This window comes from Saccharopolyspora sp. NPDC003752 (assembly GCF_053605825.1).
In genome coordinates this window covers 100,112-124,020 of the sequence record NZ_JBSGJZ010000025.1, presented here as the reverse complement: position 1 = coordinate 124,020, position 23,909 = coordinate 100,112, and the positions used below count along the sequence as shown (strand labels likewise).

Annotated in this window: 26 protein-coding genes; 14 read left to right on the top strand and 12 right to left on the bottom strand. The window is 68.8% G+C overall.

From position 1 onward, the window contains the following. Positions 1–84: 84 nt before the first annotated feature. The 3 genes from ACWEV3_RS28525 to ACWEV3_RS28515 form a co-directional block, all read right to left on the bottom strand. Positions 85–552, bottom strand: coding sequence for a (2Fe-2S)-binding protein (locus tag ACWEV3_RS28525; protein ID WP_397531571.1), 468 nt, complete (start codon positions 550–552; stop codon positions 85–87). A gap of 15 nt (positions 553–567) precedes the next feature. Next, positions 568–2,871 (bottom strand): molybdopterin cofactor-binding domain-containing protein, encoded by a 2,304-nt coding sequence (locus ACWEV3_RS28520; RefSeq protein WP_452616833.1) that lies wholly within the window; start codon positions 2,869–2,871, stop codon positions 568–570. A gap of 257 nt (positions 2,872–3,128) precedes the next feature. Beyond that, positions 3,129–3,812 (bottom strand): GNAT family N-acetyltransferase, encoded by a 684-nt coding sequence (locus tag ACWEV3_RS28515; protein WP_452616832.1) that lies wholly within the window; start codon positions 3,810–3,812, stop codon positions 3,129–3,131. Between the two features lie 331 nt (positions 3,813–4,143). Here ACWEV3_RS28515 and ACWEV3_RS28510 point away from each other — a divergent pair, with 331 nt between their 5' ends. The 3 genes from ACWEV3_RS28510 (at position 4,144) to ACWEV3_RS28500 (ending at position 6,748) form a co-directional block, all read left to right on the top strand. Beyond that, the gene (locus ACWEV3_RS28510; protein ID WP_452616831.1) at positions 4,144–4,530 is read left to right on the top strand and encodes a VOC family protein; all 387 of its coding nucleotides are present in this window, start codon (positions 4,144–4,146) and stop codon (positions 4,528–4,530) included. Between the two features lie 100 nt (positions 4,531–4,630). Then, on the top strand, positions 4,631–4,921 hold the full coding sequence (locus ACWEV3_RS28505; protein WP_452616830.1) for a hypothetical protein: 291 nt from the start codon (positions 4,631–4,633) through the stop codon (positions 4,919–4,921). A 228-nt stretch (positions 4,922–5,149) separates the two neighbouring features. Next, positions 5,150–6,748 (top strand): SMI1/KNR4 family protein, encoded by a 1,599-nt coding sequence (locus ACWEV3_RS28500; RefSeq protein WP_452616829.1) that lies wholly within the window; start codon positions 5,150–5,152, stop codon positions 6,746–6,748. Positions 6,749–6,811: 63 nt separating this feature from the next. On the opposite strand, the gene ACWEV3_RS28495 is transcribed toward ACWEV3_RS28500, so the two are convergent. After that, complete coding sequence (locus tag ACWEV3_RS28495) at positions 6,812–7,006, bottom strand: DUF397 domain-containing protein (protein WP_452616828.1); 195 nt, start codon at positions 7,004–7,006, stop codon at positions 6,812–6,814. Positions 7,007–7,017: 11 nt separating this feature from the next. Continuing rightward, the gene (locus ACWEV3_RS28490; RefSeq protein ID WP_452616827.1) at positions 7,018–7,854 is read right to left on the bottom strand and encodes a helix-turn-helix domain-containing protein; all 837 of its coding nucleotides are present in this window, start codon (positions 7,852–7,854) and stop codon (positions 7,018–7,020) included. A gap of 107 nt (positions 7,855–7,961) precedes the next feature. Here ACWEV3_RS28490 and ACWEV3_RS28485 point away from each other — a divergent pair, with 107 nt between their 5' ends. The 4 genes from ACWEV3_RS28485 to ACWEV3_RS28470 all read left to right on the top strand — a co-directional run bounded on the left by ACWEV3_RS28485 (position 7,962) and on the right by ACWEV3_RS28470 (position 10,366). Then, the gene (locus tag ACWEV3_RS28485; RefSeq protein ID WP_452616826.1) at positions 7,962–8,192 is read left to right on the top strand and encodes a zinc finger protein; all 231 of its coding nucleotides are present in this window, start codon (positions 7,962–7,964) and stop codon (positions 8,190–8,192) included. A gap of 42 nt (positions 8,193–8,234) precedes the next feature. Continuing rightward, on the top strand, positions 8,235–8,606 hold the full coding sequence (locus tag ACWEV3_RS28480; protein WP_452616825.1) for a hypothetical protein: 372 nt from the start codon (positions 8,235–8,237) through the stop codon (positions 8,604–8,606). A gap of 169 nt (positions 8,607–8,775) precedes the next feature. Next, the gene (locus ACWEV3_RS28475) at positions 8,776–9,354 is read left to right on the top strand and encodes a TetR/AcrR family transcriptional regulator (protein WP_452616824.1); all 579 of its coding nucleotides are present in this window, start codon (positions 8,776–8,778) and stop codon (positions 9,352–9,354) included. A 70-nt stretch (positions 9,355–9,424) separates the two neighbouring features. Further along, entirely contained in the window at positions 9,425–10,366 is a 942-nt protein-coding gene (locus tag ACWEV3_RS28470) for an alpha/beta fold hydrolase (protein ID WP_452616823.1), read from the top strand. 108 nt (positions 10,367–10,474) lie between these two features. On the opposite strand, the gene ACWEV3_RS28465 is transcribed toward ACWEV3_RS28470, so the two are convergent. From ACWEV3_RS28465 to ACWEV3_RS28450, 4 genes are read right to left on the bottom strand one after another with little or no spacing between them, the layout of a single operon-like run. Next, positions 10,475–10,801, bottom strand: coding sequence for a hypothetical protein (locus tag ACWEV3_RS28465; RefSeq protein ID WP_452616822.1), 327 nt, complete (start codon positions 10,799–10,801; stop codon positions 10,475–10,477). Then, positions 10,798–12,795, bottom strand: coding sequence for an nSTAND3 domain-containing NTPase (locus ACWEV3_RS28460; RefSeq protein ID WP_452616821.1), 1,998 nt, complete (start codon positions 12,793–12,795; stop codon positions 10,798–10,800). Before ACWEV3_RS28460 ends, ACWEV3_RS28465 begins: the two co-directional genes overlap by 4 nt. After that, the gene (locus ACWEV3_RS28455; protein ID WP_452616820.1) at positions 12,792–13,526 is read right to left on the bottom strand and encodes a toll/interleukin-1 receptor domain-containing protein; all 735 of its coding nucleotides are present in this window, start codon (positions 13,524–13,526) and stop codon (positions 12,792–12,794) included. Before ACWEV3_RS28455 ends, ACWEV3_RS28460 begins: the two co-directional genes overlap by 4 nt. A 34-nt stretch (positions 13,527–13,560) precedes the next feature. Continuing rightward, positions 13,561–14,760, bottom strand: a complete 1,200-nt coding sequence (locus tag ACWEV3_RS28450) for a helix-turn-helix domain-containing protein (RefSeq protein ID WP_452616819.1) — start codon at positions 14,758–14,760, stop codon at positions 13,561–13,563. A gap of 214 nt (positions 14,761–14,974) precedes the next feature. Here ACWEV3_RS28450 and ACWEV3_RS28445 point away from each other — a divergent pair, with 214 nt between their 5' ends. Next, positions 14,975–15,268, top strand: coding sequence for a hypothetical protein (locus ACWEV3_RS28445; protein ID WP_452616818.1), 294 nt, complete (start codon positions 14,975–14,977; stop codon positions 15,266–15,268). A 307-nt stretch (positions 15,269–15,575) separates the two neighbouring features. Here the strand turns inward: ACWEV3_RS28445 and ACWEV3_RS28440 are convergent, their stop codons facing one another. The 3 genes from ACWEV3_RS28440 to ACWEV3_RS28430 form a co-directional block, all read right to left on the bottom strand. Next, positions 15,576–16,670: an NAD(P)/FAD-dependent oxidoreductase gene (locus ACWEV3_RS28440; RefSeq protein WP_452616817.1), complete on the bottom strand. Its 1,095-nt coding sequence runs from the start codon at positions 16,668–16,670 to the stop codon at positions 15,576–15,578. Between the two features lie 99 nt (positions 16,671–16,769). Next, positions 16,770–17,219 (bottom strand): MarR family winged helix-turn-helix transcriptional regulator, encoded by a 450-nt coding sequence (locus tag ACWEV3_RS28435; RefSeq protein ID WP_452616840.1) that lies wholly within the window; start codon positions 17,217–17,219, stop codon positions 16,770–16,772. A 95-nt stretch (positions 17,220–17,314) separates the two neighbouring features. After that, positions 17,315–18,289 carry a sugar-binding transcriptional regulator gene (locus tag ACWEV3_RS28430; RefSeq protein ID WP_452616816.1) on the bottom strand — a complete coding sequence of 325 codons (975 nt, stop codon included), beginning with the start codon at positions 18,287–18,289 and terminating at the stop codon, positions 17,315–17,317. Between the two features lie 128 nt (positions 18,290–18,417). Between ACWEV3_RS28430 and ACWEV3_RS28425 the strand changes: the two genes are divergently transcribed. The 6 genes from ACWEV3_RS28425 (at position 18,418) to ACWEV3_RS28400 (ending at position 23,903) form a co-directional block, all read left to right on the top strand. Further along, positions 18,418–19,419 (top strand): zinc-dependent alcohol dehydrogenase family protein, encoded by a 1,002-nt coding sequence (locus ACWEV3_RS28425; protein WP_452616815.1) that lies wholly within the window; start codon positions 18,418–18,420, stop codon positions 19,417–19,419. A gap of 4 nt (positions 19,420–19,423) precedes the next feature. Then, a complete protein-coding gene (locus ACWEV3_RS28420) occupies positions 19,424–20,761 on the top strand; it encodes an ABC transporter substrate-binding protein (protein WP_452616814.1) in 1,338 nt (445 codons plus the stop codon). 26 nt (positions 20,762–20,787) lie between these two features. Beyond that, positions 20,788–21,687 carry a carbohydrate ABC transporter permease gene (locus ACWEV3_RS28415; protein ID WP_452616839.1) on the top strand — a complete coding sequence of 300 codons (900 nt, stop codon included), beginning with the start codon at positions 20,788–20,790 and terminating at the stop codon, positions 21,685–21,687. Next, a complete protein-coding gene (locus ACWEV3_RS28410; RefSeq protein ID WP_452616813.1) occupies positions 21,684–22,508 on the top strand; it encodes a carbohydrate ABC transporter permease in 825 nt (274 codons plus the stop codon). The genes ACWEV3_RS28415 and ACWEV3_RS28410 overlap by 4 nt, the downstream gene beginning before the upstream one ends. Before the next feature lie 284 nt (positions 22,509–22,792). Beyond that, a complete protein-coding gene (locus ACWEV3_RS28405) occupies positions 22,793–23,185 on the top strand; it encodes an FHA domain-containing protein (RefSeq protein ID WP_452616812.1) in 393 nt (130 codons plus the stop codon). Positions 23,186–23,237: 52 nt separating this feature from the next. Next, positions 23,238–23,903, top strand: coding sequence for a response regulator transcription factor (locus tag ACWEV3_RS28400; RefSeq protein ID WP_132491916.1), 666 nt, complete (start codon positions 23,238–23,240; stop codon positions 23,901–23,903). The last annotated feature ends 6 nt before the right edge of the window (positions 23,904–23,909 follow it).

Sequence of the window (23,909 nt, the reverse complement as noted above, 5' to 3'; positions counted from 1 at the left end):
TTTCGCGCGAAACCGGCGTTCGCCGTGCGTGGCGGTGCCGGTTTCGCGCGAAACCGCGGCCAGCACCCGAACGGCGGGCCGGGGTCACATCTTCGCGGCGCCGGCCTTGATCGCCTCGCGGATGCGGAAGTACGTGCCGCAGCGGCAGATGTTGCGGATCCCGTCGATGTCCGCGTCGGTGATCTCGCGGCCTTCCGCGGCGGCCCGGCGGACCAGCGCCACGGCGGCCATGATCTGGCCCGGCTGGCAGTAGCCGCACTGCGCGACGTCGTGCTCCAGCCACGCCTCCTGCATCGGGTGCAGGTCCTCGCCGGCGAGTCCTTCGATCGTCGTGATCTCGTCGCTGGGCCCGACGTCCTTGACCTGAACGGAGCACGGGTTGAACGCCTTGCCGTTGAGGTGGCTGGTGCACGCCTTGCAGACGTTGATCCCGCAGCCGTACTTCGGCCCGGTCACGCCGAGGACGTCGCGCAGCACCCACAGCAGCCGCACGTCGTCGGCGACGTTCACGGTGACCTGCTCGCCGTTGAGTCGAAAGGTGTGCTCTGGCACGGGATCTCCTTGGCGTCAGCGCGCGTGGTCGAGGCCGTCGGTGGGCGACTGCGGGATCGGCGGCACGGTCGGCTTCGGCTCGAAGCCGAGGGTGCCGTGGTTGATCGGGAAGCTGGTGGGCATCTTCCCGGTGGCGCGTCCGTAGGCGCAGGCGACCGCCGCCATCGACGCGGCGACGCCGAGCTCCCCGGCACCGCCCGGCTCACCGGTCGTCGGCGGCATCACGATCACCTTCAGCTCCAGCGGGGTGTTCCACTGCCTGGTGTAGAAGTAGTTGTCCCAGCTGGCTTCGAGGAAGTGCCCGTCCCGCAGGTGCAGGCTGGAGGTGAGCGCCAGGGCGATGCCGTCCATGACGCCGCCCATCATCTGCGCTTCGAGCCCGCGCGGGTTGACCGCGAGCCCGACGTCGACGGCGAAGACCGCCTTGGTGACGCGCGGCCCGGCCACCCCGTCGCGGATCGGGCGGTCGACGGTCTCCGGTCGGCAGTCGATCTCGACCAGCGCCGCCGTCACGCCGTGGTACTCGGCGTGGAAGGCGATTCCCTGCGCCATGCCCGCGGGCATCTCCCGGCCCCAGCCACCGGCCTCGGCGACCTCGTCCAGCACGGCCCGCGAACGCTGGTCCTGCAGGAAGTCGCGCCGGAACCGGTACGGGTCCTTGCCCATTCGCGCCGCGAGCTCGTCGACGATCAGCTCCCGGGCGCAGGTGACGTCGGGGGAGTAGATGTTGCGCATGCTGCCGGTGTTGAAACCCTTGTCGGTCTCGTTGAGCAGCTGCGTGGCGACGCCGAAGTCGTAGGGCATCGACTGGGTGAGCTGGAAGATGGTCTCGGCGAAGGTGAAGTCGCCGACGGGCAGCTGCGCCGACATGGCGGTGAGCACCTCGCCGAGGCCGTGCCCGAAGTCGGTGGCGACGCTGGTGTGCCGCTGCTCGTAGTCGAGCACGGTGCCGCCCGCGTAGCCGACGCGGATGCGCGACGTGGCCATCGGATGCGTGCGTCCCTGGCGGGCGTCGTCGGCGCGGTGCCACATGAGCTTCACCGGCTTGCCGAACCGCTTCGAGATCTCGGCCGCTTCGAGCGCGGCGTCGAAGAACAGCTTGCGGCCGAAGGAACCGCCGCCGTCGACGACGTGCACGGTGACCGCGCCAGGCGGGAGTCCGAGCTTGGCCGCGATGGTCTGCCGGGCGACGATGGGCGACTTCAGCGATCCCCAGATCTCGGCCCGGTCGGCGCGGACGTCGGCGACCGCGCAGTTGGGCTCCAGCGAGCTGTTGCCGCGGAAGTAGAAGGTGAAATCGCGTTCCACGGTGCTGGTCAGCGGCGGCACCGCGAGCGGCAGCTCGGCGGACTTCAGCTCGCGGAGCACGGTGTCGTCCGATTTCCCTTCCGCGGTACCGGGATTCCACGTGACCTGAAGCGCGCGCACGGCGTCGATGCACTGGCCGAAGGTCTCCGCGCGGATCGCGACCCCGGTGGAGACCACGGCGGCATCGGTGACGCCCGGCATGGCGCGGACCTCGGCGAGGTTGGCCACGGACTCGACGGTGCCGTTGATCGTCGGCGGCCGGCACACCATCGTCGGCTTCGCGCCCGGGATGTCGAGGTCCATCGCGAACTTCTTGCGCCCCGTGACCGCCGCGAGCGCGTCGGTGCGGTTGTGCGGCTTACCGATGACGGCGAACTGCTCGCGCGGCTTGAGCTCGACGGGAACCTGCTCGGTCCGCGTGCTCGCGGCCTTCCCCGCCAGGGCGCCGATGCCGATGCTGCGGCCCGCGAGGTCGGTGATCACACCAGCCTTCAACGTCAGGTCGGTGACGACGGAGCCGAGCTCGATCGCGGCCGCGCGCAGCAACCGGCCCTTGGCGACGGCGGCGGCGACGCGGATCGGGGCGTAGGTGGAGATGGTCGTGTTCGAACCGCCGGTGAGCTGGTTGAACAGCAGTTCCGGCCGGGCATCGGCCAGCGTGACGCGGACGTCCTCCAGCGGCACGCCCAGCTCCTCGGCGATCAGCATGGCCGTGGAGGTGGTGATGCCCTGGCCGACCTCCGCGCGCGGCAGCGCGAAGGAGACCGTGCCGTCGTCGTTGACCGCGACGGTGATCAGGTTCGAGGTCGGCCGCGCGGCCTCGGTCAGCAGGTCGTTGAGGTCGAGCAGCTCGGCCACGCCCGGCGACGGCACGACCGCCTCGGCGCGCGGCGACAGGCCGAGTTCGGCGGCGGCTACCAGGGTGGGCGCGGCCAGCACGTAACCGAGGAACCGCCGCCGCCCGAGGACGTTCGCGCCGGATTCCTGGGGTCCATGATCAACACTGGTCATCGGCGATCCCCTCCGCCGGGCACCCCGTTGGGCCCGGCAACCGAACGCGAGCCGAGCAGACGGCGCAACGCCGTTCGGCCAGCGGAACTGTAACGACGATCATTGTCGAGGTCAACGGCGCCACCGGCGGGGCCACGCCGTCCGCGCCATGGCTGGCACCGAGGCCGTCCGGGAACCTGCCTCGCGGCGATTTCGCGCGAAATCGCCCGCCCCGCAGCCGTAGGGCGGGTGTCACGCGGAAGGCGTGCGCGGCTTGGTCAGGCTTCCGGGACCCGCACGGCGGTGAAGAACAGCCGGTGACGCAGCCGGAAGCCCATCGATTCGTAGAGCCGGATGGCGCCGGTGTTGGACGCGACCGTGTGCAGCAACGGCTTCTCGCCCCGGGCCCGGATGCCGGCGACGACGGCCCGCATGAGCCGGGTGGCCAGACCCTGCCCGCGGAACGCCGGATCGGTGCAGACCGCGCTGATCTCCGTCCAGCCGGGCGGGTGCAGCCGCTCGCCGGCCATCGCGACGAGCTCGCCACCGCGCCGGAATCCCAGGTACGTGCCGAGCTCGACGACGCGCGGCAGGAACGGCCCGGGCTGGGTGCGCTTGACGAGGTCGAGCATCTCCGGCACGTCCGCCGCGGTGAGCCGCACCGCCTCGTCATCCCCGACCCCGACCACGCCGTCGTCGACCAGCTGCACGCCGGGGAGCCGCTCCACGACCTCCCAGCCGGGCGGGGGCGTTCGCGCCCGCCCGGAGAAGGGGACCACCGCGCCCGGCCCGGCCAGCGCCGCGACGTCCCGCCAGCCGTCGTCGCCGAACTCGTCCGGAATGGCCAGGAACGGCGCCATGTCGACGGGGTAGCGCAGCACCTGCCCGTGCTTCTCGGCGAAGCCGGCGTGCGGGCCGGTGAGCGAAGCCCACGCGGGATTGTCGAGCGGCGACGTGGTCATCGACCACTCCTTCCGGCGAAGTGTTCGGTGCCGCCACATTTTCGCGCAGCGGCGCGTGGTTCGAGCATCCCCGGTTCTGTCGTACCAACACGTGAGAACCCAGCTGCGGGCGGATGATCGGGCTCGGTTGCTGGGGGTCGGGTATCCCGGGCTGTTGCGGAGGCGTGGGGTGTCCCTCGACAGCCTCTGCAACGATCTGGAGGACGCGACTGGCTGTGACCCGGGGCAAGTGCGCTTGACGCGCCGGAAGCCGTCGTGATCTGATCAAGCCAGCGTCGCGTGTCGGTGGCAGGCTGTGCCAGGCATGGAGGCGCGGGTTCGAAAGGTCTTCATGACCACTCTTTTCAATCACACGATCGTCGCCGCGCGCGACAAGCAGGAATCGGCGTCCTTCTTCGCGGAGATGTTCGACCTCCCACCGGCGGAGCCGGGCGGCCCCTTCCTCACGGTCCACCTGGACGCGGGCGTGACGCTCCAGTTCGCGGAGCCGGGCATCGAATTCCCGCCGCAGCACTACGCATTCCTCGTCACCGAGGAAGATTTCGACGGCATCTACGCCAGAATTCAGGCGGCGGGCCTCGAACACTGGGCGGACCCGCAGCAGAAGCTCCCGCAGCAGTACAACACGAACCACGGCGGCCGCGGCGTCTACTTCTGCGACCCGTCGGGTCACTACCTGGAAGCGATCACCCAACCGTACGGCGCGGATCTGAACTGATCTAAGTGGACGGTCGAACGCGGCCCGCCCGGTCCTCGCACCGGGCGGGCCGCGCGGCTGGTAGCGTCGGGTGAGCTCCGGCCGAAGGGACTGGTTCGCGATGACCGCCGAGCACCCCGAGGTTCCGCCTGACGGGGAACGCGATCACAGCCTGCTGATCAGCGAGGAGCGGCAGCGGGATCTGCTCTCCCAGCTCGTCGAGATCGAGCACGAGATCCGCCGGGTCACCCTCGACGCGGCCGGGAACGGCCCGGCCAACCGCGCGGCCGCCGAAGCCCACCTCGCCGACTTCACCGAGCTGACCCGGCGTGCCCGCCGGGCCGTCCGCAACGCGGTCACGGTCGAAGAGCGGATCGCCCACCTCGACTTCGACGTCGACGAACGGCCCTGAAGCACCGGAGACGCCGCAGGAACGCAATTTCAATGGAAATCAGAGCTCTGATTTCCATTGAAATTGCGGAAGTTGTCCACAGCCATCGGCGTGTCGGGTCCTGACACGCCGATGGAACGTGGTCATCGCGGTGTTCGGCACCGGACCCGAGGCCGGTGCGCCGCGGTTGTCGGCACCGGGTGCTAGAACCCGTCGGAAACGATCACCGATCTGAACGGGCGCATTCCAATGGGACGTCATCGGCGGGAAGCCGGCACCACCGAACTGCTCAGCGGCATGGCCGCCCGCGTCGCGGAGAACGCCCCCGACGGGTGGCGGCGCGCGTGGGCGAGCGTTCATCGGGACAAGAGCAGTTCCCGCAGCAGCGTCATGCAGTACGAGCTGGCCGACGGTGAGCTCCGCGACGGTGGCGTGGACCTGTTCAAGGAAGCGGGAGCCCTGTTCTTCGCGGCCGAGCCGTGGCCGGAACACCTGACCGTTGAGCTGGCCGTCGAGTCTTCGGGCGAGTTCGGGGCGATCACCAGCCGGTCGCTGATCCGCACGCAGTACCAACCGGATCGCCTGCTGCTCGTGCTCAAGCCGGATGTCCTGCCCGCCGAGCCGGGGGACGAGCAGGAGGGCCCTGCGGATCCGACGTTCGCCGGAAACCCGGACGAGGCCGTCCGGCTGCTGCGGCAGTACCTCCGGCTGCGCGCGGAGATCTTCGAAGAGGAGGAGGAAGAGGAGCTGCCTCCTCCGCTGGACGAAGCGACGCGCGCCGAGCTCATGGCGAGCCTGGACGGCGCGCTGCCGCCCGATCTGGTCGCCTTGTACGGCATGGCCAACGGCGACGACGGCGAGGACGTCAACATCTTCGACACGCACTCGTGGACCGACCTGGAATTCGTGACCGACCACCCTCACCACCGGCACGAACGCGACTGGACCGACGACCCGCTGACGGGTGCGGTGTTCGAGGCGACGCCCCCGGGGAAGGTGCGCCGGTCGATGAGCCGCGACGGGTGGGTCGTGATCGGGGTCAACGAGGACGGGGACTTCCTCGCCGTCGACATGGACCCGGGGCCCGCGGGCCGCCCGGGGCAGGTGATCATCATCGGCGGCGAGTACGAAGGAGCTCCCGTCTACGTCGCCGACTCGGTGACGACGCTGCTGCGCCGCCAGGTGGAGGCGCTCGAGCGGGGCGACTACGAGTTCGAGCACGGCCGCCTGTTCGTCGACGCCGAAACCCCGCGCAAGTGGGAGTACCTGGAGTCGCTCTCGTGGGATGCCGACGACCACGGCGGCTCCCTGACCGGAATGCCCGGGGAAGTCCAGCGCCTCACGGCCTGGAAGGCCGATGGGATCGACCTGGAGCCGGCGCGCCGCGCGCCCCTCCTGCGGGACGTGGTGCTGCACGGCCAGGGCGCACTCGACCTGAGCCCGCTCCGAGACGCGCCCCTGGAGGGCCTGACGCTGGAACTGGGCTCGATCGACCCGACTCCGCTGTCCGGCCACCCGACGCTGCGCAACCTGACCCTGCGTTCGCAGCAGCCGGTGGAAGTCGCTGTGCTACCAACACTTCCGCGACTCCAGGGCCTCGACCTCTCCCGCGCCGAGGTGACCGACATGGAGCCGGTCGCAAAGCTCGGAGGACTGCTGCTCCTCGCCCTGACCTACGAGCAGTGGGTGCGGCTCTGGGAACTCGGCGCCGAGCTGCCATCGCTAGCGGCGGTCGCGCTGGGAGGAAACCCAACGCCGAACCAGATCAACGAGTGGACGGAGCATTTCACGGGAACCCTCCCGAACGGCCACGAAAAGCACACCGGCCGATACGCCGCGCGCTCATGACCAGCCGAACCACGTGAAGGCGAGCTGCGCCCGGCCGGTCCACGAGGCCGGGCGCAGCACACATCAGCCGCTGTACCTGTCGGCCTTGATCGCCTCTAAGAAGCTGGCGAAGTGCGCTGGCGTCACGACGAGCATGCCGTAAGTCCGGTCCTTGGTGTCGCGGATTCCGATGGCACCAGGTGCGACGCCGATTTCGACGCACTGGTTGCCCCCACCGCTGTAGCTCGACTTGCGCCATGCGGCGCGAGAGAGATCCATAGCCTCGCCCTTCACTCGGGTACGAGCTTCGAGATCATGCGAGCGCTGTCCCGTTCGCTCAGCGATCGCTCTTGAAGCTCGCCGAAGAGCGTATCCAAGGCGGCCACGACGTCCTGATCATCTACGAGGTGACCGCCGACCGCGTATTCCTGGTACGCGGCCGAAGGCCACGTGTCGGGAGGGAAGTCCAGCAACGCGAAACTGCCGGACATCGATTCGTGAAGTCCGCCGTCGAACGGCAGGATTCGGACCTCGACGTTCGGTCGCTCGCCCATGTCGAGCAGGTGCGTCAGCTGTCCTGTGGCGGCGGTCTCGGTCTTGAGGCATCGGTGCAGGGCTGCCTCGGAAATCACGGCGGCGAACGCGAGCGGCTTCTCCGCGAAGAGCCGCTTCTGACGGGCCATCCGCAGGTCGACTTTGCGCTCGACCTCTTCAGGCTCGGTCATGTGGCGTGCCAGTGTGGTGACGGTCCTCGCGTACTCCTCGGTCTGCAGCAGTCCGGGAATGAGCTCGAGTTCGAAGTTGCGCAACCGCAGTGCGTCGGTCTCCATGCCGACGTAATTCGAAAACCACGGCGGCAGCCGGTATGTCGACCACCAGCCACGCTTCGAAGCCTCCTGCCGGGTCTCTTCGAACACGGCCTGCTCTTCGTCCCCGATGCCGTAGTGATTCAGCAGGACCATGAGTTCGGGCTTGCTCGGCGAGTTCCGGCCGGACTCGATGTGGCCGACCTTCGCCGTGGAACAGCCGAGGAGCGTTGCAATCCGCTCGAGGCTCTCGCCTGCATCGGTGCGAAGTTTGCGCAGCTCACGGCCCAATGCCTTGCGCCTCATGATCGGACTCGTCATGGCGTGAACTGTAGCTCTTCAGGGTGGATCATTGCTTCGGAGCTCGACTGTTGTAGATCTACGTTTTAGATTTCCAACATAGTTGATCACAACGAGGTGGTGGTGGCATGAACTTTCAGCCGTATCCGTTCCACTGGGTTCCGGCAGCTGGGCAGCGGCATGCGAGCACCGATGCGCGCCCGCCCGGTGGCTATCCGACAGGCATGGAAGTGGCGACGCTGTGCGGTTGTCGGCTCGACGCCGACAACTCCGAGCTGGCGTGGTTCTGGAACACATGTCCCGGGTGCAATCGATCGGCGCACGCGCTTGCTGGTGTTCCGTTGTATGGCGGGCATTGAGACGCGGTCGGCGACCGTTCGCGACCTGCTCCGGGTGCCTGAATGTTGAGCAAAGCCAATGTGTACAGCCATGCCTGGATGCGTGGCAACCGAAAGGATCCGATGATGGTGTCCGGTGCCTGGATTTCCTTGTGCTGCTTGGTGGTTCTTTCGGCATCGTGGGGCTCGGTCTTGTTTCGCGCGCAGCGGCCTCAGCACGCCGTGGCAGGGGAAGGCGCGACCACGGTGTGGCAGTTGAAGGCGCAGATCGAGGCGGAGAACGCGCGGCGGGAACGAGGCGGGCGACATCGGCTCCGCGAGCCCACCCCGGAGTCCACATCGGACGCCCGAGTACCTGGTGAGCGCGGTGAGGCTTGGCCTGCGCCACCGCTGGAGTTGCAGCGGCGCGTCCTGGAAGGACTCCGGCGCATCTGAGACCCGGCCCGACGCCGCGCGCCCTCCCCGATTCGGCGTCGAGCCTGCGGGCCGGGAGGTGCTCTGCCCCCGAAGCGCCTCCCGGCCACCCCGAAACCGCCCGGTTCGAGGACTACTTCGCTGCCTAGGAAATTTGAACGATCGGTCCAAATCGGCTAGCCTCTTCGGCGTGGGCAGGACCAAGGAGTTCGATCCGGACGTCGCGCTGGGCAAGGCGATGGAGCTGTTCTGGCGGCAGGGCTACGAGGCGACCTCGATGCAGGATCTGGTCGACTGCCTCGGGCTGGGGCGCGGCAGCATCTACGGCGCGTTCGGCGGAAAGCGCGAGCTGTACCTGAAGGCCCTGGAGCGCTATGTCGAGGACACCCGGCAGGCGTTCGTGGCGCACCTGTCCGCGTCCGGCCGGGCGATCGACGCGGTCTGCGGCCTGGTGCGCCTTTACGTCGAGATTTCGGTCGAGGACGCCGAGGTCAAGGGCTGTTTTATGACGAACACGGCGGTCGAGCTGCCTGCGGACGAGCAGGTGGGCCGCCGGGTGGAGTCCGGTCTGGCCGTGATGGAGACCGCGCTCACGACAGCCCTGATGCGCGCCCGCGCGGAGGGGGACCTGGCCGCGGACAAGGATCCCGCGGCGCTGGCGCGATTCCTGGTGACGCTGCTCCAGGGTGTGCGCGTCGTGGGCAAGACGCCCGTTCGGCGGCGCTTTCTCGATGACGCCGTGGAGCAGGCCCTCGCCCTGTTGAAGTGATCTGACGCGCTCTCGGGTCGGGCACTTCCATGCCCACTTACTGGAACGATCATTCAACAAAAGGAGCGCTGTGAACGCCGTACCTACCGATGCCGAACTGGCCGCCTCGCTGGGCGGGGGCTTCACGAGCGAACACGCCGACGTCAACGGCACCCGGCTGCACCACGTCACCGGCGGGCGCGGCGAACCGTTGGTGCTGCTCGGCGGCTGGCCGCAGACCTGGTGGCAGTTCCGCAAGGTACTGCCCGAGCTGGCGCGCCGATTCCGGGTGACCGCGGTCGACCTGCGTGGGATGGGATCGTCGGCCAAGCCCGAGTCCGGCTACGACAAACCGACGATGGCGCGCGACATCCGCGAGCTGATCCGGCACCTGGGGCACGAGTCCGCGTTCGTAGCGGGGCATGACATCGGGGCCTCGGTCGGTTACCACCTGGCGGCCGGCCATCCGGAAGCGGTGCGGAGGCTGGTCACGGTGGACATGGGCGTCCCGGACGCCTCGTGGCTGGACATCACCATGCTGCCGGGATCCGACGACCAGGCCGCGGCGCTGGAGGTGGGCCGTGGCGGCTACCCGTGGTGGTTCGCGTTCAACCAGCTCCGCGGCCTGCCCGAGCAGCTCCTGGCCGGTCGCTTCCGGTACCTGATCGACTGGCTGTACGGCCACATGCTGCTGGACCAGGCGTCCGTCGACGAGGACGCGCGGCGCGTCTACGCCCATGCCTACGACGATCCGGACGCCATCCGCGCGGGCAACGGTTGGTACCAGACGATGCGACAGGACGTCGCCGCGCTGGCCACCTACGCCCCGGTGGAGCTCCCGATCCTCACCCTGGCCGGAGAGTCCAGCTATCCGGCGTTGCGTGCGCAGATGGGGCCGGACAAGGGCACGGACATTCGCGTCGTCGAGGTGCGGTGCAGCGGCCACTACGTGCCCGAGGAACAGCCGGATGCATTGGTCCGCGAACTGACCGGGTTCTTCGGCGGTCACGTGGATGCGCCCGGAACGGCTTGACCCTCACGTCACGCAGGGCCTCGTGCTCGTTCCAGCGGAGGTGGGATCGGTGAGGTGAACGGGCCGTTCGCTCCGGTGGGCGGGACGAACGGGCCGTTCACCTCGGCCCTAGAGCGGGCGTGGTGCGTCGAACTTCTGCCGGACTTCTTCGGCCACGCCAGGGTTTCCGGCGGCTTCGATCAGCCGCGCGAAGCGGTGGGCCGTCAGGGCGCGCACCGGGTTGTCCCCGTACAGGCCGATCCGGTCCAGGACCACGCCGACGTGGTCGCTGGTCGTCCTGTTCCCGTGCATGAGTTTCTGGTAGACGCCGTACAGAATCGCGCCGAACAGCGGCACGGTGACCCAGGCCGGCCATTCCAGCAGCAGACCCAGCAGGAGCGGGACGGCGGCCGCCAGCGTCAGGCCGCCGTACAGGATCCGGTTTTCCTTGCTCATCGAACGGCCTCCTCAGGCACGTGGTCGAACGTGTAGTCGGTCGAGTGCAGGCCCTGCGCCATGTCGATCAGCTGGGACAACCGGACGAAGACATCGGCGCGCCCGCTCGTGGTCCGGCTCCAATCGCGCGCGAGGACGTGCAGCGAACCGAGCAGGTGGAGGTGCTGGCTCGCCGCATCCACCAGGATGCCGAGCAGCAGATCGTGCGGCGCGGTCCGGCCGGCGGCGTCGAGCCAGTGGCAGACGCGCTGCACGACGAGGTCCGGGCGGGCGAGCATGGTCGCACGCCAGCAGAAACCCAGCTGGGAACGGATCGTGTGGTCTGCCGCGAGCGGCTGCGAACGGGTGCTGGAGTCGGCCAGCCGCACCGGATCCGCGACGGCGAGGAACAGGAAGTGATCGGCGGGCCACGGCTGCTGCTTCGCCAAGCCCGTCGTGAGCCTGTCGAGCAGCAGCCGCAGGAGCATCGGATCGCGCGAGGTCAGCTCGACGAGCGCCTGGTACGCCGTCGGGGCACCGGTGCCGTCCTCGTTGCGGGCCCGGTGGTGCAGCCGCACCAGGGCTTGTTCCGGGTAGGTCGGCGCGATCATCGCGGTGCACACGTCCACAACGATCTGCCCGACGTCCCCAGGAAGATCGTTGCGCCGCGACCACTCGTACACCAAGCGCCGGAAGAAGTGACCGTGGCGCTCGCTCCTGAGACCCGTCAGGAGAGCCCGGACCCCGTAGTCGCGCAGCGCGTTCGGTGCTCCGTTCTGCCTCGGAAAGACCCACCGGTCGATCAGCCACCGCACGTGCCCCGGGCAGTTGGTGCGCAGTGCCTGCTCCGCGAACCGGTCGACCAGGTTCATCCGGTCCTGCGTGGTGAACTGCTCGATGCGGATGATGTCGTCCACCCACCGGCAGAACGGTTCCCGGAGATCCGGGTAGTTGTCCCAGAAGTGCTCGCGCACCGCCCGGTCGTAGCTGAGCAGGCTGAACTCGATCCGGTTGTTCGGTGCGACATCGATGCTCAGGTCGACGAGTTGGGTGCGGTAGCCCTCCTGTTCCATCCGTGGTTCCTCGCGTCCGTCGAGGCTCAGCGCGCTCACCAGGCGGTGGGAGGCGAAGAAGACCGCGTCGCTCGACGCTCCACGGCACATCGCCGCGGCGAGCAGCACCGTACGCCGACGACCGCCCGGCACCTTGCTCAGTTGTTCGGCAACCTCGTTGCTTCGGTCGATCCGGGCGGAAACCGCTTCACCGAGCCAGGTTGACACGTCCCCGCTGAGGTTCGCGTCCCGGGCGAGCACCACCATCTGCGCGAGGTTGGCTATCTCCGACATCGGCGCGGACAGGCTGCGTGCGAGCTCCTTCGAAGCCAGGAGCTGGTCGGTGAGGACGATCCCCTCCGGTTGCAGGTGCCGTTGCAACACCAAGGAGCCGCGTGGCCGGCCGATCCTGGCTTCGAACTGCCGCAGATCCGCGTCGAGATGGTGCTTGCGGGAATCGGGCACGACGACGGCGAGAAAACCGTTGCGCTGCTGGAGGATCGTGCGGAACGAGAGGAGATCTCGTTGCCGGGCGTGGAATACGTCCTCGCCGCTTTCCGAGAGGTCGAGCACGAACAGATGCCCTGGCTGGACCTTCAGCTTGTCCAGGCTCGGGTCCTGCGTGCGCGCCTCGTCGTCGAGCACGGTGAAGGGGGTGTGGTCGTCGGCGAGCTCGTTCAGGAGCATCTTCGCCGCCGTGCGCCGACCACTTCCCGGCGGCCCGGTGAGCACGACGGTGCGGGACTGCCGCAACATGTCCCGCGCGGCACCCAAGTTCTGCGGCGGTTCGAACCGGCGCTTGAGCCAGAGCAGGTCGTCCTTCAGCGTCAACCGCGGCCCGCGAGCCTGCTGTTGGACGCTCTCATGGATCGTGTAGTAGATGGGGTTGACGTTCAGGTCGCCGGATCCGGCGTGGATCGGGCTTCCCTGAGTGTCGTGGAATTCGTTGTTCGTTTCGGTCACCGGTCTTCACCCCGTTCCCGCTTCGAGCCGAACTTCTGGTGGATTCCGCCAGTGTTCTTGCCCGCGATGTAGTTCGTGCCGTCGCCGTAGAAGATGTTCTGGTCACCTTCGCCGCTGCTCACCGGTCCCGTCGGGCCGTTGAACGTCGTGGTGTTGATCGATCCACCGTGCAGGTCGCGAAGCTGGATGGCGTTCCCGCTAACATTGCCGGTGATGGCGTTGTGCACGCCGTTGCTCGAAGGCGCTTTCGCCCACCGGTCCGGGAGATCCGGCACCAGGTCGAGGAGCTCGGCGGCGATCCGATCGAGGTCGTCCCCGGCGCTTCCGGTGTCGTAGGTGAGGGACTGGAGGTCGGCGAGCGATGTCAGAGCACGTGGCAGGTCGGCGGGCACCAGTCGAGGCAGCTTCCGTCCACACAGGATCGGGATGATCCGGGCGCCGCTGCGCATGGCGTTCAGGATTTCCTTGCGGGTCCAGTCATCCTTGTTCTCCAGTGCGGGGTTTCCGTCCCGATCACGAGCATCGAGCCACTTCGGTCCGATCAGCGCAAGCAGCACGCGTGCGCTGGAGGACGCCGTCGACAGCTCGGTGCGGAAGTTCTGGCCGGGGCGGATGGACTTGCTGGCGCGGAATACCCGCTCGCGGCCGAACCGCGCCGACAGGTACTGCTCGATCGCGACCGCGGCATGCTCGCAGTCCCCGGTGCGGTAGTTGATGAAGATTTCAGGCATAGGGGTACCTCGCTTTTGTGGAAATGGCGGATTCTCAGGCGGTCTGGGTGTGCAGCGCGGCGACCAGCCGGGGTTGGAGCTCACGAACCGAGGGCGCGGTGTGGAACCGCGAGAGCACGCGGGCCACGCGCCGGAGATCGGTGCCGATGGTGGCGGAACTGACGGTGTCGACCATCCCGAGGACCTGCCCGAGCAAGGCGCAGGCGTGGTCGATGTCGCCCGCCGTGGCGTGCGCGAGGGCGCGGCGGACGCCGTAGCGCGCTTGGGAACGAAGGGCGTGAGACGGAACTCGTTCGACTTCCCGGTCGAGGATCAGCACCGCATCTCGTGGACGCCCCAGGTCGTGAAGACACCACCCCGAGACCATCGCGACGGGGTCGGTCAGGTTCGACGTGCCGAGTACCGGCCCGGCATCGGGTTGGGCCGTGCTGAGCAGGTCGCGAGCTCGGTCGAGGCTCCGCATGCAGGCGTCGTAGTCTCCGGCCAGCGCGTGGCCCTGTGCCTCGCGCTGCGCGGCGAGTCCGCGAATTCGGGCTGACGTCGCGGTCCGCTGGGCTTGCTGAGCGAGGCCGATCGTCTCCCGTGCATCCTCTTGGTACAGCGTGACCAGTGCCCTGCGGACCAGGGAGTATGCGGCCAGTGACCGGTCCTGTCCCGCGTCCGCGAGCTCCACGGCGCGGTCGGTCCACCACAGGGCAGCCGCGTTGTCACCCGACTCCTGAGCCATCCAGCCTGCGAACTCGGCATATCGCGCGCCGAGCACCAGAAGTTCCGCGCTCACTGCGGGTTTGGCGCGGGAAGCGAGTTCGCGGAGGGTGTGGGTCTGCGCGATGAGCGCGGGCAGCACCACCGAAGGGCTCGCCGTCTGCCCCAGCGTGCGGAACTGGTCGAACATGGTGCGGAACGTCGGGACCGTGCTGTCCTCGGCGATCGCGTGACCGCCGCCCATGCCGAATGCGAGCACCGAGGCCGCGCCCGCCGCCAGCACCTGCCGCCGGTCCATCGGCCGGAACCAGCTCTTCCCGCCTGAATCGAGACTCATCAACCACACCTCACCGTCGCCGTTCACCTCGGGCAGCGGCGCTTCGGAAGACCGCGCGGGAACCAGGCCCGCGAGTTCTCCACCGGCTTCGAGGATCGAATCGCAACGCCGGGCGAAATCCGGTGTCGGCCTTTTCCCGCCGGTTTCGATCTTGCTGACGTAGCCCTTGCTGTAATGGAGCAGCGCGGCCATTCGAGTGAGCGAAAGACCGGCCGCGGTGCGCAGTCTTCGAAGCTCTGCCCCGAACAGTGTGGGCTGTTCAGTCACATCGTCCTCCGGGTTTCCCGTTGCCCGGTTCAGCGGGCGACGGGAAACGGCTGTTGGTCCCGACCGGTTTTCGCGCACGGTGAAACGTGCCGGTCCGGCGACTGGGAGGCCGGGCCACCGGCAGACCTTAGGAGAAGAGATGATCAAGGACGAGCTCGTCCGGGAATCGATACCCGAACAGCCCAATCCGCCCCTGGCGAGGTCGCTCGGACGGGTGATGCTCGCATCCGTGTTCACAGCGGTGCTGGTGTGGGCGGCGATCGTCCTCGCCGGCATCGCCCTTTCCGGTGTTGAGCTGTTCGCCTTGGTGCTGGTGCTCTCCGCCGCATTCATCGCAGTCCTCGACGCCTGGAGGGAAATCCGGTTCGGCGCGGCCGCGCGCCGTTCGTCGGAGGATTGTGGCGGAGATTCGGATTCCGGAGCCGGGAAATAGAGCCGTTTCCCGTTTCCCGTTGGAGGAGTCAACGGGAAACGGTGCGCCACCGGACGGTTTCGGCTATGCGCGCCATCCCGCCGGCTCGGCTCGTGAGCGTTTTGGATCGATATAGCGGTCCAAAACGCCCACGAGCCTCACGCGGCGGGGACGGGCGGTTTCGCGATGAGGACGATTGCGTTGTTGGCGTGGCTCGCTCCGGTCCGTGATCGCATCGGTGACGTTCGGCCGCGTCGGCGGAGTCGTGGTGTGGATGTCCTCTTGGGATGGTCTTGAGGACGCCGGCTGCGAGCGGGAACGCTGCGGTTCAGGCGGTGGGGCCGAACTGCTCGATGAAGCGGCCGGTGAACAGGTCCGCGCCCTTGTACTCGGCGACCATCGCGGCCGACGCCGCGGTCGGGCCCTCGGGGGAGGGCAGCTGTCCGACACCGCCGCTGCGACCGAGTGGGAGCAGGATCGAGAGGGACGGCTGGGGAGCGTAGGTCGCCGCGGGGCGTTCTCCGCTCAGCTGAGCGGAGATGTTCTTGACGACCACCTCGGCGTGCTGCATCGCGTGAGCTGCCATCTTGGCCTCGGCGACGTCGGTGATGTCGCCGACCGCGTAGACGTGGTCGTGCCCCACGACGTTGAGGAATTCGGTGACGGGAACTTGGCCCTGCGGCGTTCGGGTCGTGAGCTTGCCGTCGGCGAGGTAGTCGCTGTTGGTGCTCGTCCCGTAGGCGCGGAACCAGATGTCGGCGGTGATCTCGTCGCCGCCGGTGGTGGTGGCGGTGAACGCGCCGGCCCGGCCCGCCTCGGTGCTCGGCGGCGCCGCCAGGCCGGTGCCGAGGCGCACGTCGACACCGAGCGCGTCGAGCTGGCCGCGCAGGTCCTCGACCACCTCCGGCTCGAAGCCGGGGAGCAGCTCCCGGGCCGGGTCGACGATGGTCACGTGCTTGTCCGGCCAGGCGTCCTCGATCTCGCCGGCCAGTTCCAGGCCGACCGGGCCGGCGCCGAGGATCAGCACCTTGCCGGCTCGGCGGAGTTCCTCGTTCGTCCGGCGGAGGTCGTCCAGCGCGTCGCCGACCGAGTCGGAGCCGGGCTTGGCCGGGTAGGCGTAGCTGGAGCCGGTGGCCAGGACCACGTAGTCCGCCGGGACGTGCTCGCCCGAGGCCAGGGTGACGCCGCCGGGGTCCACCGAGACCGCGCGGTCGCGGATCACCTCGCCCTGCGTGAGCAGCGTTTCGAAGGGGAAGAACATGTTGCCCGCCCAGTCGGGCCGGGTCAGCGCGCGCAACGATGCGGCCGCGTTGACGAACGCGTCCCGGGGGTCGATGAGGACGACGTCGGCCTCGGACTGCAGCGCCTTGGCGACCGCGGCGCCCCCGTAGCCTCCGCCGATTACCGCGACGGTACGACTCATGATTCCACGCTCCACAAAAAGATCGAGTTCGTGGTACGAACTGTAATAGTTCGTACCACGAACTCAAAGGATTGTGTCGCGGGACACGTCATGTGCGGATCAGCTGTCGCGGGCGCCCTCGTCCGGTTCCATGAAGACCACCGGAACCTCGTTGCTCAGCACGACGCGGCCCAGCAGGTCGGCGAGCGTGTTGCGCTCCGCGGGGCCGAGGCTCGCCGGCAGCTCCTCGATCCGCCTGCAGGTCTCGGCGTAGAACTCGTCCGCGAGCTTGCTGCCCTGCGCGGTGAGCGCGACCCGCACCGCGCGCGTGTCCTGCGGATCCGGCTCGCGGCGGACCAGGCCGTTGCGCTCGGTGCGGTCCACCAGGCCGGTGAGGCTCGACTTGGCCAGCCCCAGCATCGACCCCAGTTCGCTCATGCCGCGCGAGCGCGACATCAGCACGCACAGCAACTGCCCCTGCTGCGGCGTCAGCCCGTATTCCCGGCCCGACTTGGCGTACACGGCATCCACCAGGAATGCGGACCGCACCAGCGCGGCCGCCATTCCCATCTGGCCATCTTCTTGATTGCCCACGCCGCCAGATTAACATCGGAGGCCTTGATAATTCGCGCAACGAACTGCGCCTTGTGCGGGGGATCGGCCGGTCATCCGGGCGGGCGCTCGGCGGCCAGTTCCAGGATCCGCTCGGCCGCCACCGCGTCGGTGATGAGGGTCGTGACGATGCCGGAGCGCAGGACCGCGTCGATCGCTTCCGCCTTCGGTTCGGTGTAGCCGAGGGCGATCACTTCCGGGACCTGGCGCAGCTGTTCGTGGGTGATCGCCAGGACGTGGTGGGCCAGGCCCGTCGACAGGGCGTTGCCGTTCTCGTCGAACAGGCGGGCCGCGATCTCCGCCGTCGCGCCGCGCCGGCCGATCGAGTCCCGTTCGCTCGGGGTCAGCGCGTCGTACACCGTCGATTCGCCAGGCTGCCAGGCGCCGATGCTCACCACGGCCTTGGTCAGGTGCTGGAACTGGTCGAAGGTCTCCGCGATGCCCGGCTGCTTGCGCAGGATGTCGGTGGTCCGGCGGTCCGGCAGCACCAGCGGGCCGTAGATCGGGTAGGAGTCGCCGCCGCCGACCGCCGCGACCCGGCCCACCGTCTCCACCGACCGGTCGCGCATGTCCATGCCCGCCTGTACCCCGCACAGCTGCACGATCGGGCACTTCGGGAGGGAATCGACGGCTTCGGCCATCGCGTTCACCGAACGCGCCCAGGCCAGGCCGATCACGTCGTCCGGCGTGGCGAGCTCGGTCAGCAGCCGCGCCGCCAGCGAGCCGATCCGGCGGCGCAGCTCCGGCCGGTCCGCCTTCGATTCCGCTCGATTGAGCACCATGACCCGGCGGAGCCCGTAGGCGGCGCGGACCTCGTCGGACATCGGCAGGTCCACCGGCACCGGCAGGTCGAACTCGATCCGGACCAGGCCGGTTTCCTGTGCCGCGGCCAGGATGCGCGCCGCTTTGAAGCGGCTGATCCCGAATTCCTCGGCGATCTCCAGCTTGGACCGGCCCTGGACGTAGAACCGGTGCGCGATCGACGCCGCAGTGATCGTGTCGGTCATCCGGATCCTCTTGGTGCTCATATGAGCACGATAGCTCGAAATCTGGCCCAAAGGTTGACGTATCTCGGCATGAAGTCCTTGAATGCTCCGCGTATTGCGGGACGCCCGCGATCAAGTGCGCTCATATGAGCAGACCGGAATGGAGTGTCATGCGCGCCGCGATCATCGACCAGCCCGGTTCGATCAGGGTTGGCGACGTGCCGGATCCGAAGCCGGGGGACGGGCAACTGGTGATCAAGGTCGGTGCGTGCGGGATCTGCGGCACGGACCTGCACATCGCCGACGGCCACTTCCCACCCACGCCTTACCCGATCGTCCCGGGCCACGAGTTCGCCGGCGAGGTCGTCGAGATCGGCGCGGAGGTGCCGGGGGCCTGGAAGGCCGGCGACCGGGTCGCGGTGGATCCCTCGCTGTTCTGCGGGTACTGCACGCCCTGCCGCTCCGGCCACGGCAACCTGTGCGCGAACTGGAACGCCACCGGCGACACCGTGGACGGTGCGTTCGCCGAGTACGTCGCCGTTCCGGCGGCCACCTGCTACCGGATGCCGGACGAGATGACCTGGCAGCAGGGCGCGCTGGTCGAACCGGTGTCGTGCGCGGTGCACGGCGTCCGGCAGATCGGCGTCGAAGCGGGCGAGCGGTTCCTCGTGGTGGGCGCGGGCACGATGGGGCTGCTCATGCAGCAGCTGCTCCAGCGCGGCGGCGCGCACGTCACGGTGGTCGACCGCAACGAGGCGCGGCTGGGCCGGGCGAGCAAGCTCGGCGCGGTGGCGGTCGGCACCGACGTCGCCGAGCTCGACGAGCGGTTCGACGCCGCGGTCGACTGCACCGGTGCCGCGCCCGCGATCGAGGCGGCCTTCGACTCGCTGCGCCGCGGCGGCCGGCTGCTGGTGTTCGGCGTGGCCCCGGAAGAGGCCCGCGTGTCGCTCTCGCCGTTCCGGATCTACAACGACGAGATCAAGATCGTCGGTTCCATGGCGGTGCTCAACAGCTTCGGCGCCGCGCTGAACCTGGTGGCCTCTGGTGCGATCGACACCGCCGCGCTGCTCACCGACACCCTGCCGCTGGAGGAGTTCCCCGCGGCGCTCGACCTGATGCGCAGCGGTGCCGGGCTGAAGGTCCAGGTGCTGCCGGGAGGCGTTGATGCATAGGCGAATGAGGAAGCTCGCGCTGCTCGCGTGCGCCGCGCTGCTCACGCTCACCGGCTGTGCCGGCGCCGGGGCGCTGGGCTCCGGCGGGCGGACGTTGGTCGTCGCGATCGTGTCGAACCCGCAGATGGAGGACGCGATCGCGCTGTCGGACCAGTTCGAGCGGGACAACCCCGGCATCAAGCTGAAGTTCGTGCAGCTGCCCGAGAACCAGGCGCGCGCCAAGATCACCGCGTCGACCGCCACCGAGGGCGGCGAGTTCGACGTGGTGATGATCAGCAACTACGAGACGCCGCAGTGGGCGGCCAACGGCTGGCTGGAGAACCTGCAGCCCTACATCGACGGCAGCGAGGGCTACGACCCGGGCGACTTCATCCCGAGCATCCGGGACTCGCTGTCCCACCAGGGCTCGATGTACGCGGTGCCGTTCTACGGCGAGTCGTCGTTCCTGGCCTACCGCAAGGACCTGTTCGAGCAGGCCGGGCTGACCATGCCGGAACGCCCCACCTGGCAGCAGATCGCCGACTTCGCGGCGAGGCTCGACAACAAGGCCGCGGGCGTGTCCGGCATCTGCCTGCGCGGCAAGCCGGGCTGGGGCGAGAGCCTCGCGCCGTTCACCACGGTCGCGAACACCTTCGGGGCGCGCTGGTTCGACGAGAACTGGAACGCGCAGCTGACGTCGCCGGAATTCCGCTCCGCCACCGAGTTCTACGTGAACCTGGTGCGCGAGCACGGCGAGGTCGGCGCGTCGAGCGCGGGCTTCTCCGAATGCGGCACGCGCTACGGGCAGGGCCAGGCGGCGATGTGGTACGACGCCACGGTCATGGCCGGCACCAACGAGGACCCGGAGAGCAGCAACGTCGTCGGCAAGTCCGGCTACGTCGCGGCCCCGGTCGAGCGCACCGCCAGCAGCGGCTGGCTCTACACCTGGTCGCTGGCCATGCCGAAGGTCGCCGAGGACAAGGACGCCGCCTGGCGGTTCATGCGCTGGATGACCGACAAGGAGTTCGTGCGCAACGTCGGCACCACCTTCGGCTGGAACCGGGTTCCGCCCGGCTGCCGCCTGTCGACGTACCAGATCCCCGAGTACCAGCAGGCCGCCCAGGCCTACGCACCGGCCACTTTGGACGGAATCGATCGCGCCCAGCAGAGCAACTCGATGCTGCACCCGGTGCCGTACCCGGGAATCCAGTTCGTCGGCATCCCGGAGTTCCAGGACCTCGGCACGCGGGTCAGCCAGCAGCTGTCCGCCGCCATCGCGGGGCAGATCACGGTCGACGAGGCGCTCCAGCAGTCCCAGGAGTACGCCGAATCGGTCGGCGCGGCATACCGGGAGACCAGATGACCCAGACCGCCACGACACCTGTCACGATGCCCGCCCAGGTGCGCAAGCCGGTCGGCAAGTGGTCCGGCACCGCCTGGCTGCGCCGGGCCCCGCTGCTGCCCGCCCTGCTGTTCACGATCCTGGTCACGCAGATCCCGTTCGTGCTCACGGTGATCTACTCGTTCCAGTCCTGGAACCTGGTGCGGCCGGGCTCCCGCCACTTCGTCGGGCTGCGCAACTACGTCGACGTGTTCACCGACAGCCAGTTCCGCGGCGCGATGCTGACCACGGTGCTGCTGACCGTGGTCTGCGTGCTGGTGGCGATGCTGCTCGGCCTCGGGCTGGCGCTGCTGCTGGACCGGCAGTTCACCGGCCGCGGGGTGGTCCGCACGCTGCTCATCACGCCGTTCCTGATCCTCCCGGCGGCCGGCGCGCTGCTGTGGAAGACGACGATGTTCGACCCGACCTTCGGCCTGCTGAACTTCGTCTTCGGCGGCGACACCGACTGGCTGTCGGAGTTCCCGCTGGCGTCGGTCATGGCGCAGATCGTCTGGCAGTGGACGCCGTTCATGATGCTGCTGATCCTCGCGGGCCTGCAGGGGCAGTCCAAGGAGGTGCTCGAAGCCGCGGCGGTGGACGGCGCGGGCCGGTGGCGCATCTTCGCGTCGATCACCCTGCCGCAGCTGGCCCGCTACCTGCAGCTGGCGATCCTGCTCGGCGCGATCTACATCGTGAACAGCTTCGACGCGATCTTCCTGATGACCCAGGGCGGCCCGGGTACCGCCAGCACGAACCTGCCCTACTACATCTACCAGCGCGCCTTCGAGGGCTTCGACATCGGGCAGTCCTCGGCGATGGGCGTCATCGTCGTCGTGCTGACCCTGATCGTGGCGACGTTCGCGCTGCGCTTGATGTTCCGGACCTTCGGCGTGAGCGAGGTGCGATGATGCGTGCCGGAAACCCGGCCGGCAGGTGGGCGCTGACCGCGTTCACCTGGCTGGTCGCCATCCTGTTCGTCTTCCCGCTGCTGTGGATGGTGCTCACGGCGTTCAAGCAGGAGGCCGACGCCTACACCGAGCCGCCGCGGCTGGTGTTCGCCCCGACGCTGGACCAGTTCGCCGGCGTCCTGGAACGCGGTTTCCTGCCGTACCTGGGCAATTCGGCGTTCGTCACGGTGGTGTCGACGCTGCTGGTGCTGCTGATGGCGGTCCCGGCGGCTTACGCGCTGTCGATCTCGGCGGTGCCGGGCACCCGGGACGCGCTCGGGTTTTTCCTGTCCACCAAGATGCTGCCGGTCGTCGCGGCGATCATCCCGCTGTACGTGATCTCGCAGAACCTGAAGCTGCTGGACAACGTCTGGGTGCTGGTCATCCTCTACACGGCGATGAACCTGCCGCTGGCGATCTGGATGATGCGCTCGTTCTTCCTGGAAGTGCCGAAGGAGATGGTGGAGGCGGGCCGCGTGGACGGCGCGAAGCTGCCGACCCTGCTGTTCAAGGTCATCCTGCCGGTGGTGGCACCAGGCATCGCGGCGACGGCGCTGATCTGCGTGATCTTCTCCTGGACGGAGTTCTTCTTCGCGGTGAACCTGACGGCGGCCCAGGCGGGCACGGTGCCGGTGTTCCTGGTCGGCTTCATCACCAGCGAGGGCCTGTACTGGGCCCAGCTGTCGGCGGCGGCCCTCCTGGCGTCGCTACCGGTGATGATCATCGGCTGGGTGGCCCAGAACCACCTGGTCCGAGGCCTCTCCATGGGAGCGGTGAAGTAAGCCCCCCCAGAACGCTCCCCCTGCCGCCCACCCCCTCGCGGCAGGGGGAGTTCCCTTTTCGCGAGGCGTCAGAGGAGCTTGCGGAGGGCTTCGATACTCGCCTACCGGGTGATCTTGGCGCGAACCATGTGACCGGGCCGTCGGCGGCTCGGGTGCCGGGCTTCGAAAGTGAGGACGAAGGTCCTGGCGAGCGGCGGCCGGATCCGGGCATGCTGGCTTTGGTCGCCGCACCCGGACAACGTCGCCCGCCGCGGCGTTTTCGCTTGCTCGCGAGGAGGTTGATGATGAACGACATTCGGATCGACGAGCCGACCCGGTTTTGGCCGGTCCCCGCCACGGCGGGGCAGCAGGTGCCGGCGCCACGCGCGCCCGAGGCGCACAGCGGGCGCGCCCGGCTCGTGATCAGCCGCGGGCCCGACGCGGGGACGGGGTTCACGATCGGCATGCCGCGCACCACCATCGGGCGCGGCCGCGACTGCGACATCGTGGTCGAGGACGTCACCGTCTCGCACGTGCACGCCGAACTGCGCGAGGAGGGCGGCCGGTGGGTGCTCGTCGACGGCGGCTCGCTCAACGGCACCTACCTCAACCGGCTGCCGGTGGACGCCGCCGTGCTGGCCGACGGCGACGAGATCTGGGTCGGCAAGGTCCGCTTCACCTTCCGCACCGACTCCTGAGACCGGCGAAGAGCATCGGGCAGCGACCCGGGTGCGCTCGTAGCCTGGACGGGTGGATGACACCCGGTCCGGCAAGACGACGGTGTTCCTGGTCGACGACCACGAGGTGGTGCGGGTCGGACTGGCCGACCTGCTCAGCGCCGAGCCAGACCTCGAAGTCGTGGGCCAGGCCGCCACGGCCGGCGAGGCGGAGGCCCGCATCCCCGCCCTGCGGCCGGACGTGGCCGTGCTCGACGTGCGGCTCCCGGACGGCAACGGCATCGAGCTCTGCCGGGAGCTGCGGTCCCGGCTGCCCGGCCTGAACTGCCTGATGTTGACCTCGTTCTCGGACGAGCAGGCCATGCTGGACGCGATGCTGGCCGGCGCCGCGGGCTACGTGGTCAAGAACATCAAGGGGATGGAGCTGGCATCGGCGGTGCGCACGGTCGGATCGGGCCGGTCGCTGCTCGGCGAGCAGGGCACCGCGGAGCTGGTGAACAAGCTGCGCGCCAAGCTGGACAGCGCCGCGGCGCTGCCCGACCTGACGCCCCAGGAGCGCATCCTGCTCGACCTCATCCGCCAGGGCCTGACCAACCGGCAGATCGCCGACCGGATGTACCTGGCGGAGAAGACGGTCAAGAACTACGTGTCCCGGCTGCTGTCCAAGCTGGGCCTGCAGCGCCGGACCCAGGCGGCGGTCCTGGCCACCCAGCTGCACCACCGGCCGAAGCGGGCCTGAGGCCCG

Excerpts from the sequence above, each read along its gene's own strand:
- ACWEV3_RS28430 (WP_452616816.1), bottom strand. The coding sequence starts at position 18,289 with ATGAGCACCAAGAGGATCCGGATGACCGACACGATCACTGCGGCGTCG.
- ACWEV3_RS28485 (WP_452616826.1), top strand. The coding sequence starts at position 7,962 with ATGAACTTTCAGCCGTATCCGTTCCACTGGGTTCCGGCAGCTGGGCAG.
- ACWEV3_RS28510 (WP_452616831.1), top strand. The coding sequence starts at position 4,144 with ATGACCACTCTTTTCAATCACACGATCGTCGCCGCGCGCGACAAGCAG.
- ACWEV3_RS28480 (WP_452616825.1), top strand. The coding sequence starts at position 8,235 with ATGTTGAGCAAAGCCAATGTGTACAGCCATGCCTGGATGCGTGGCAAC.
- ACWEV3_RS28440 (WP_452616817.1), bottom strand. The coding sequence starts at position 16,670 with ATGAGTCGTACCGTCGCGGTAATCGGCGGAGGCTACGGGGGCGCCGCG.
- ACWEV3_RS28520 (WP_452616833.1), bottom strand. The coding sequence starts at position 2,871 with ATGACCAGTGTTGATCATGGACCCCAGGAATCCGGCGCGAACGTCCTC.
- ACWEV3_RS28515 (WP_452616832.1), bottom strand. The coding sequence starts at position 3,812 with ATGACCACGTCGCCGCTCGACAATCCCGCGTGGGCTTCGCTCACCGGC.
- ACWEV3_RS28450 (WP_452616819.1), bottom strand. The coding sequence starts at position 14,760 with ATGGCCGCGCTGCTCCATTACAGCAAGGGCTACGTCAGCAAGATCGAA.
- ACWEV3_RS28445 (WP_452616818.1), top strand. The coding sequence starts at position 14,975 with ATGATCAAGGACGAGCTCGTCCGGGAATCGATACCCGAACAGCCCAAT.
- ACWEV3_RS28495 (WP_452616828.1), bottom strand. The coding sequence starts at position 7,006 with ATGGATCTCTCTCGCGCCGCATGGCGCAAGTCGAGCTACAGCGGTGGG.
- ACWEV3_RS28415 (WP_452616839.1), top strand. The coding sequence starts at position 20,788 with ATGCCCGCCCAGGTGCGCAAGCCGGTCGGCAAGTGGTCCGGCACCGCC.
- ACWEV3_RS28405 (WP_452616812.1), top strand. The coding sequence starts at position 22,793 with ATGAACGACATTCGGATCGACGAGCCGACCCGGTTTTGGCCGGTCCCC.
- ACWEV3_RS28425 (WP_452616815.1), top strand. The coding sequence starts at position 18,418 with ATGCGCGCCGCGATCATCGACCAGCCCGGTTCGATCAGGGTTGGCGAC.
- ACWEV3_RS28505 (WP_452616830.1), top strand. The coding sequence starts at position 4,631 with ATGACCGCCGAGCACCCCGAGGTTCCGCCTGACGGGGAACGCGATCAC.
- ACWEV3_RS28465 (WP_452616822.1), bottom strand. The coding sequence starts at position 10,801 with ATGAGCAAGGAAAACCGGATCCTGTACGGCGGCCTGACGCTGGCGGCC.
- ACWEV3_RS28420 (WP_452616814.1), top strand. The coding sequence starts at position 19,424 with ATGAGGAAGCTCGCGCTGCTCGCGTGCGCCGCGCTGCTCACGCTCACC.
- ACWEV3_RS28410 (WP_452616813.1), top strand. The coding sequence starts at position 21,684 with ATGATGCGTGCCGGAAACCCGGCCGGCAGGTGGGCGCTGACCGCGTTC.
- ACWEV3_RS28435 (WP_452616840.1), bottom strand. The coding sequence starts at position 17,219 with ATGGGAATGGCGGCCGCGCTGGTGCGGTCCGCATTCCTGGTGGATGCC.
- ACWEV3_RS28455 (WP_452616820.1), bottom strand. The coding sequence starts at position 13,526 with ATGCCTGAAATCTTCATCAACTACCGCACCGGGGACTGCGAGCATGCC.
- ACWEV3_RS28500 (WP_452616829.1), top strand. The coding sequence starts at position 5,150 with ATGGGACGTCATCGGCGGGAAGCCGGCACCACCGAACTGCTCAGCGGC.
- ACWEV3_RS28490 (WP_452616827.1), bottom strand. The coding sequence starts at position 7,854 with ATGACGAGTCCGATCATGAGGCGCAAGGCATTGGGCCGTGAGCTGCGC.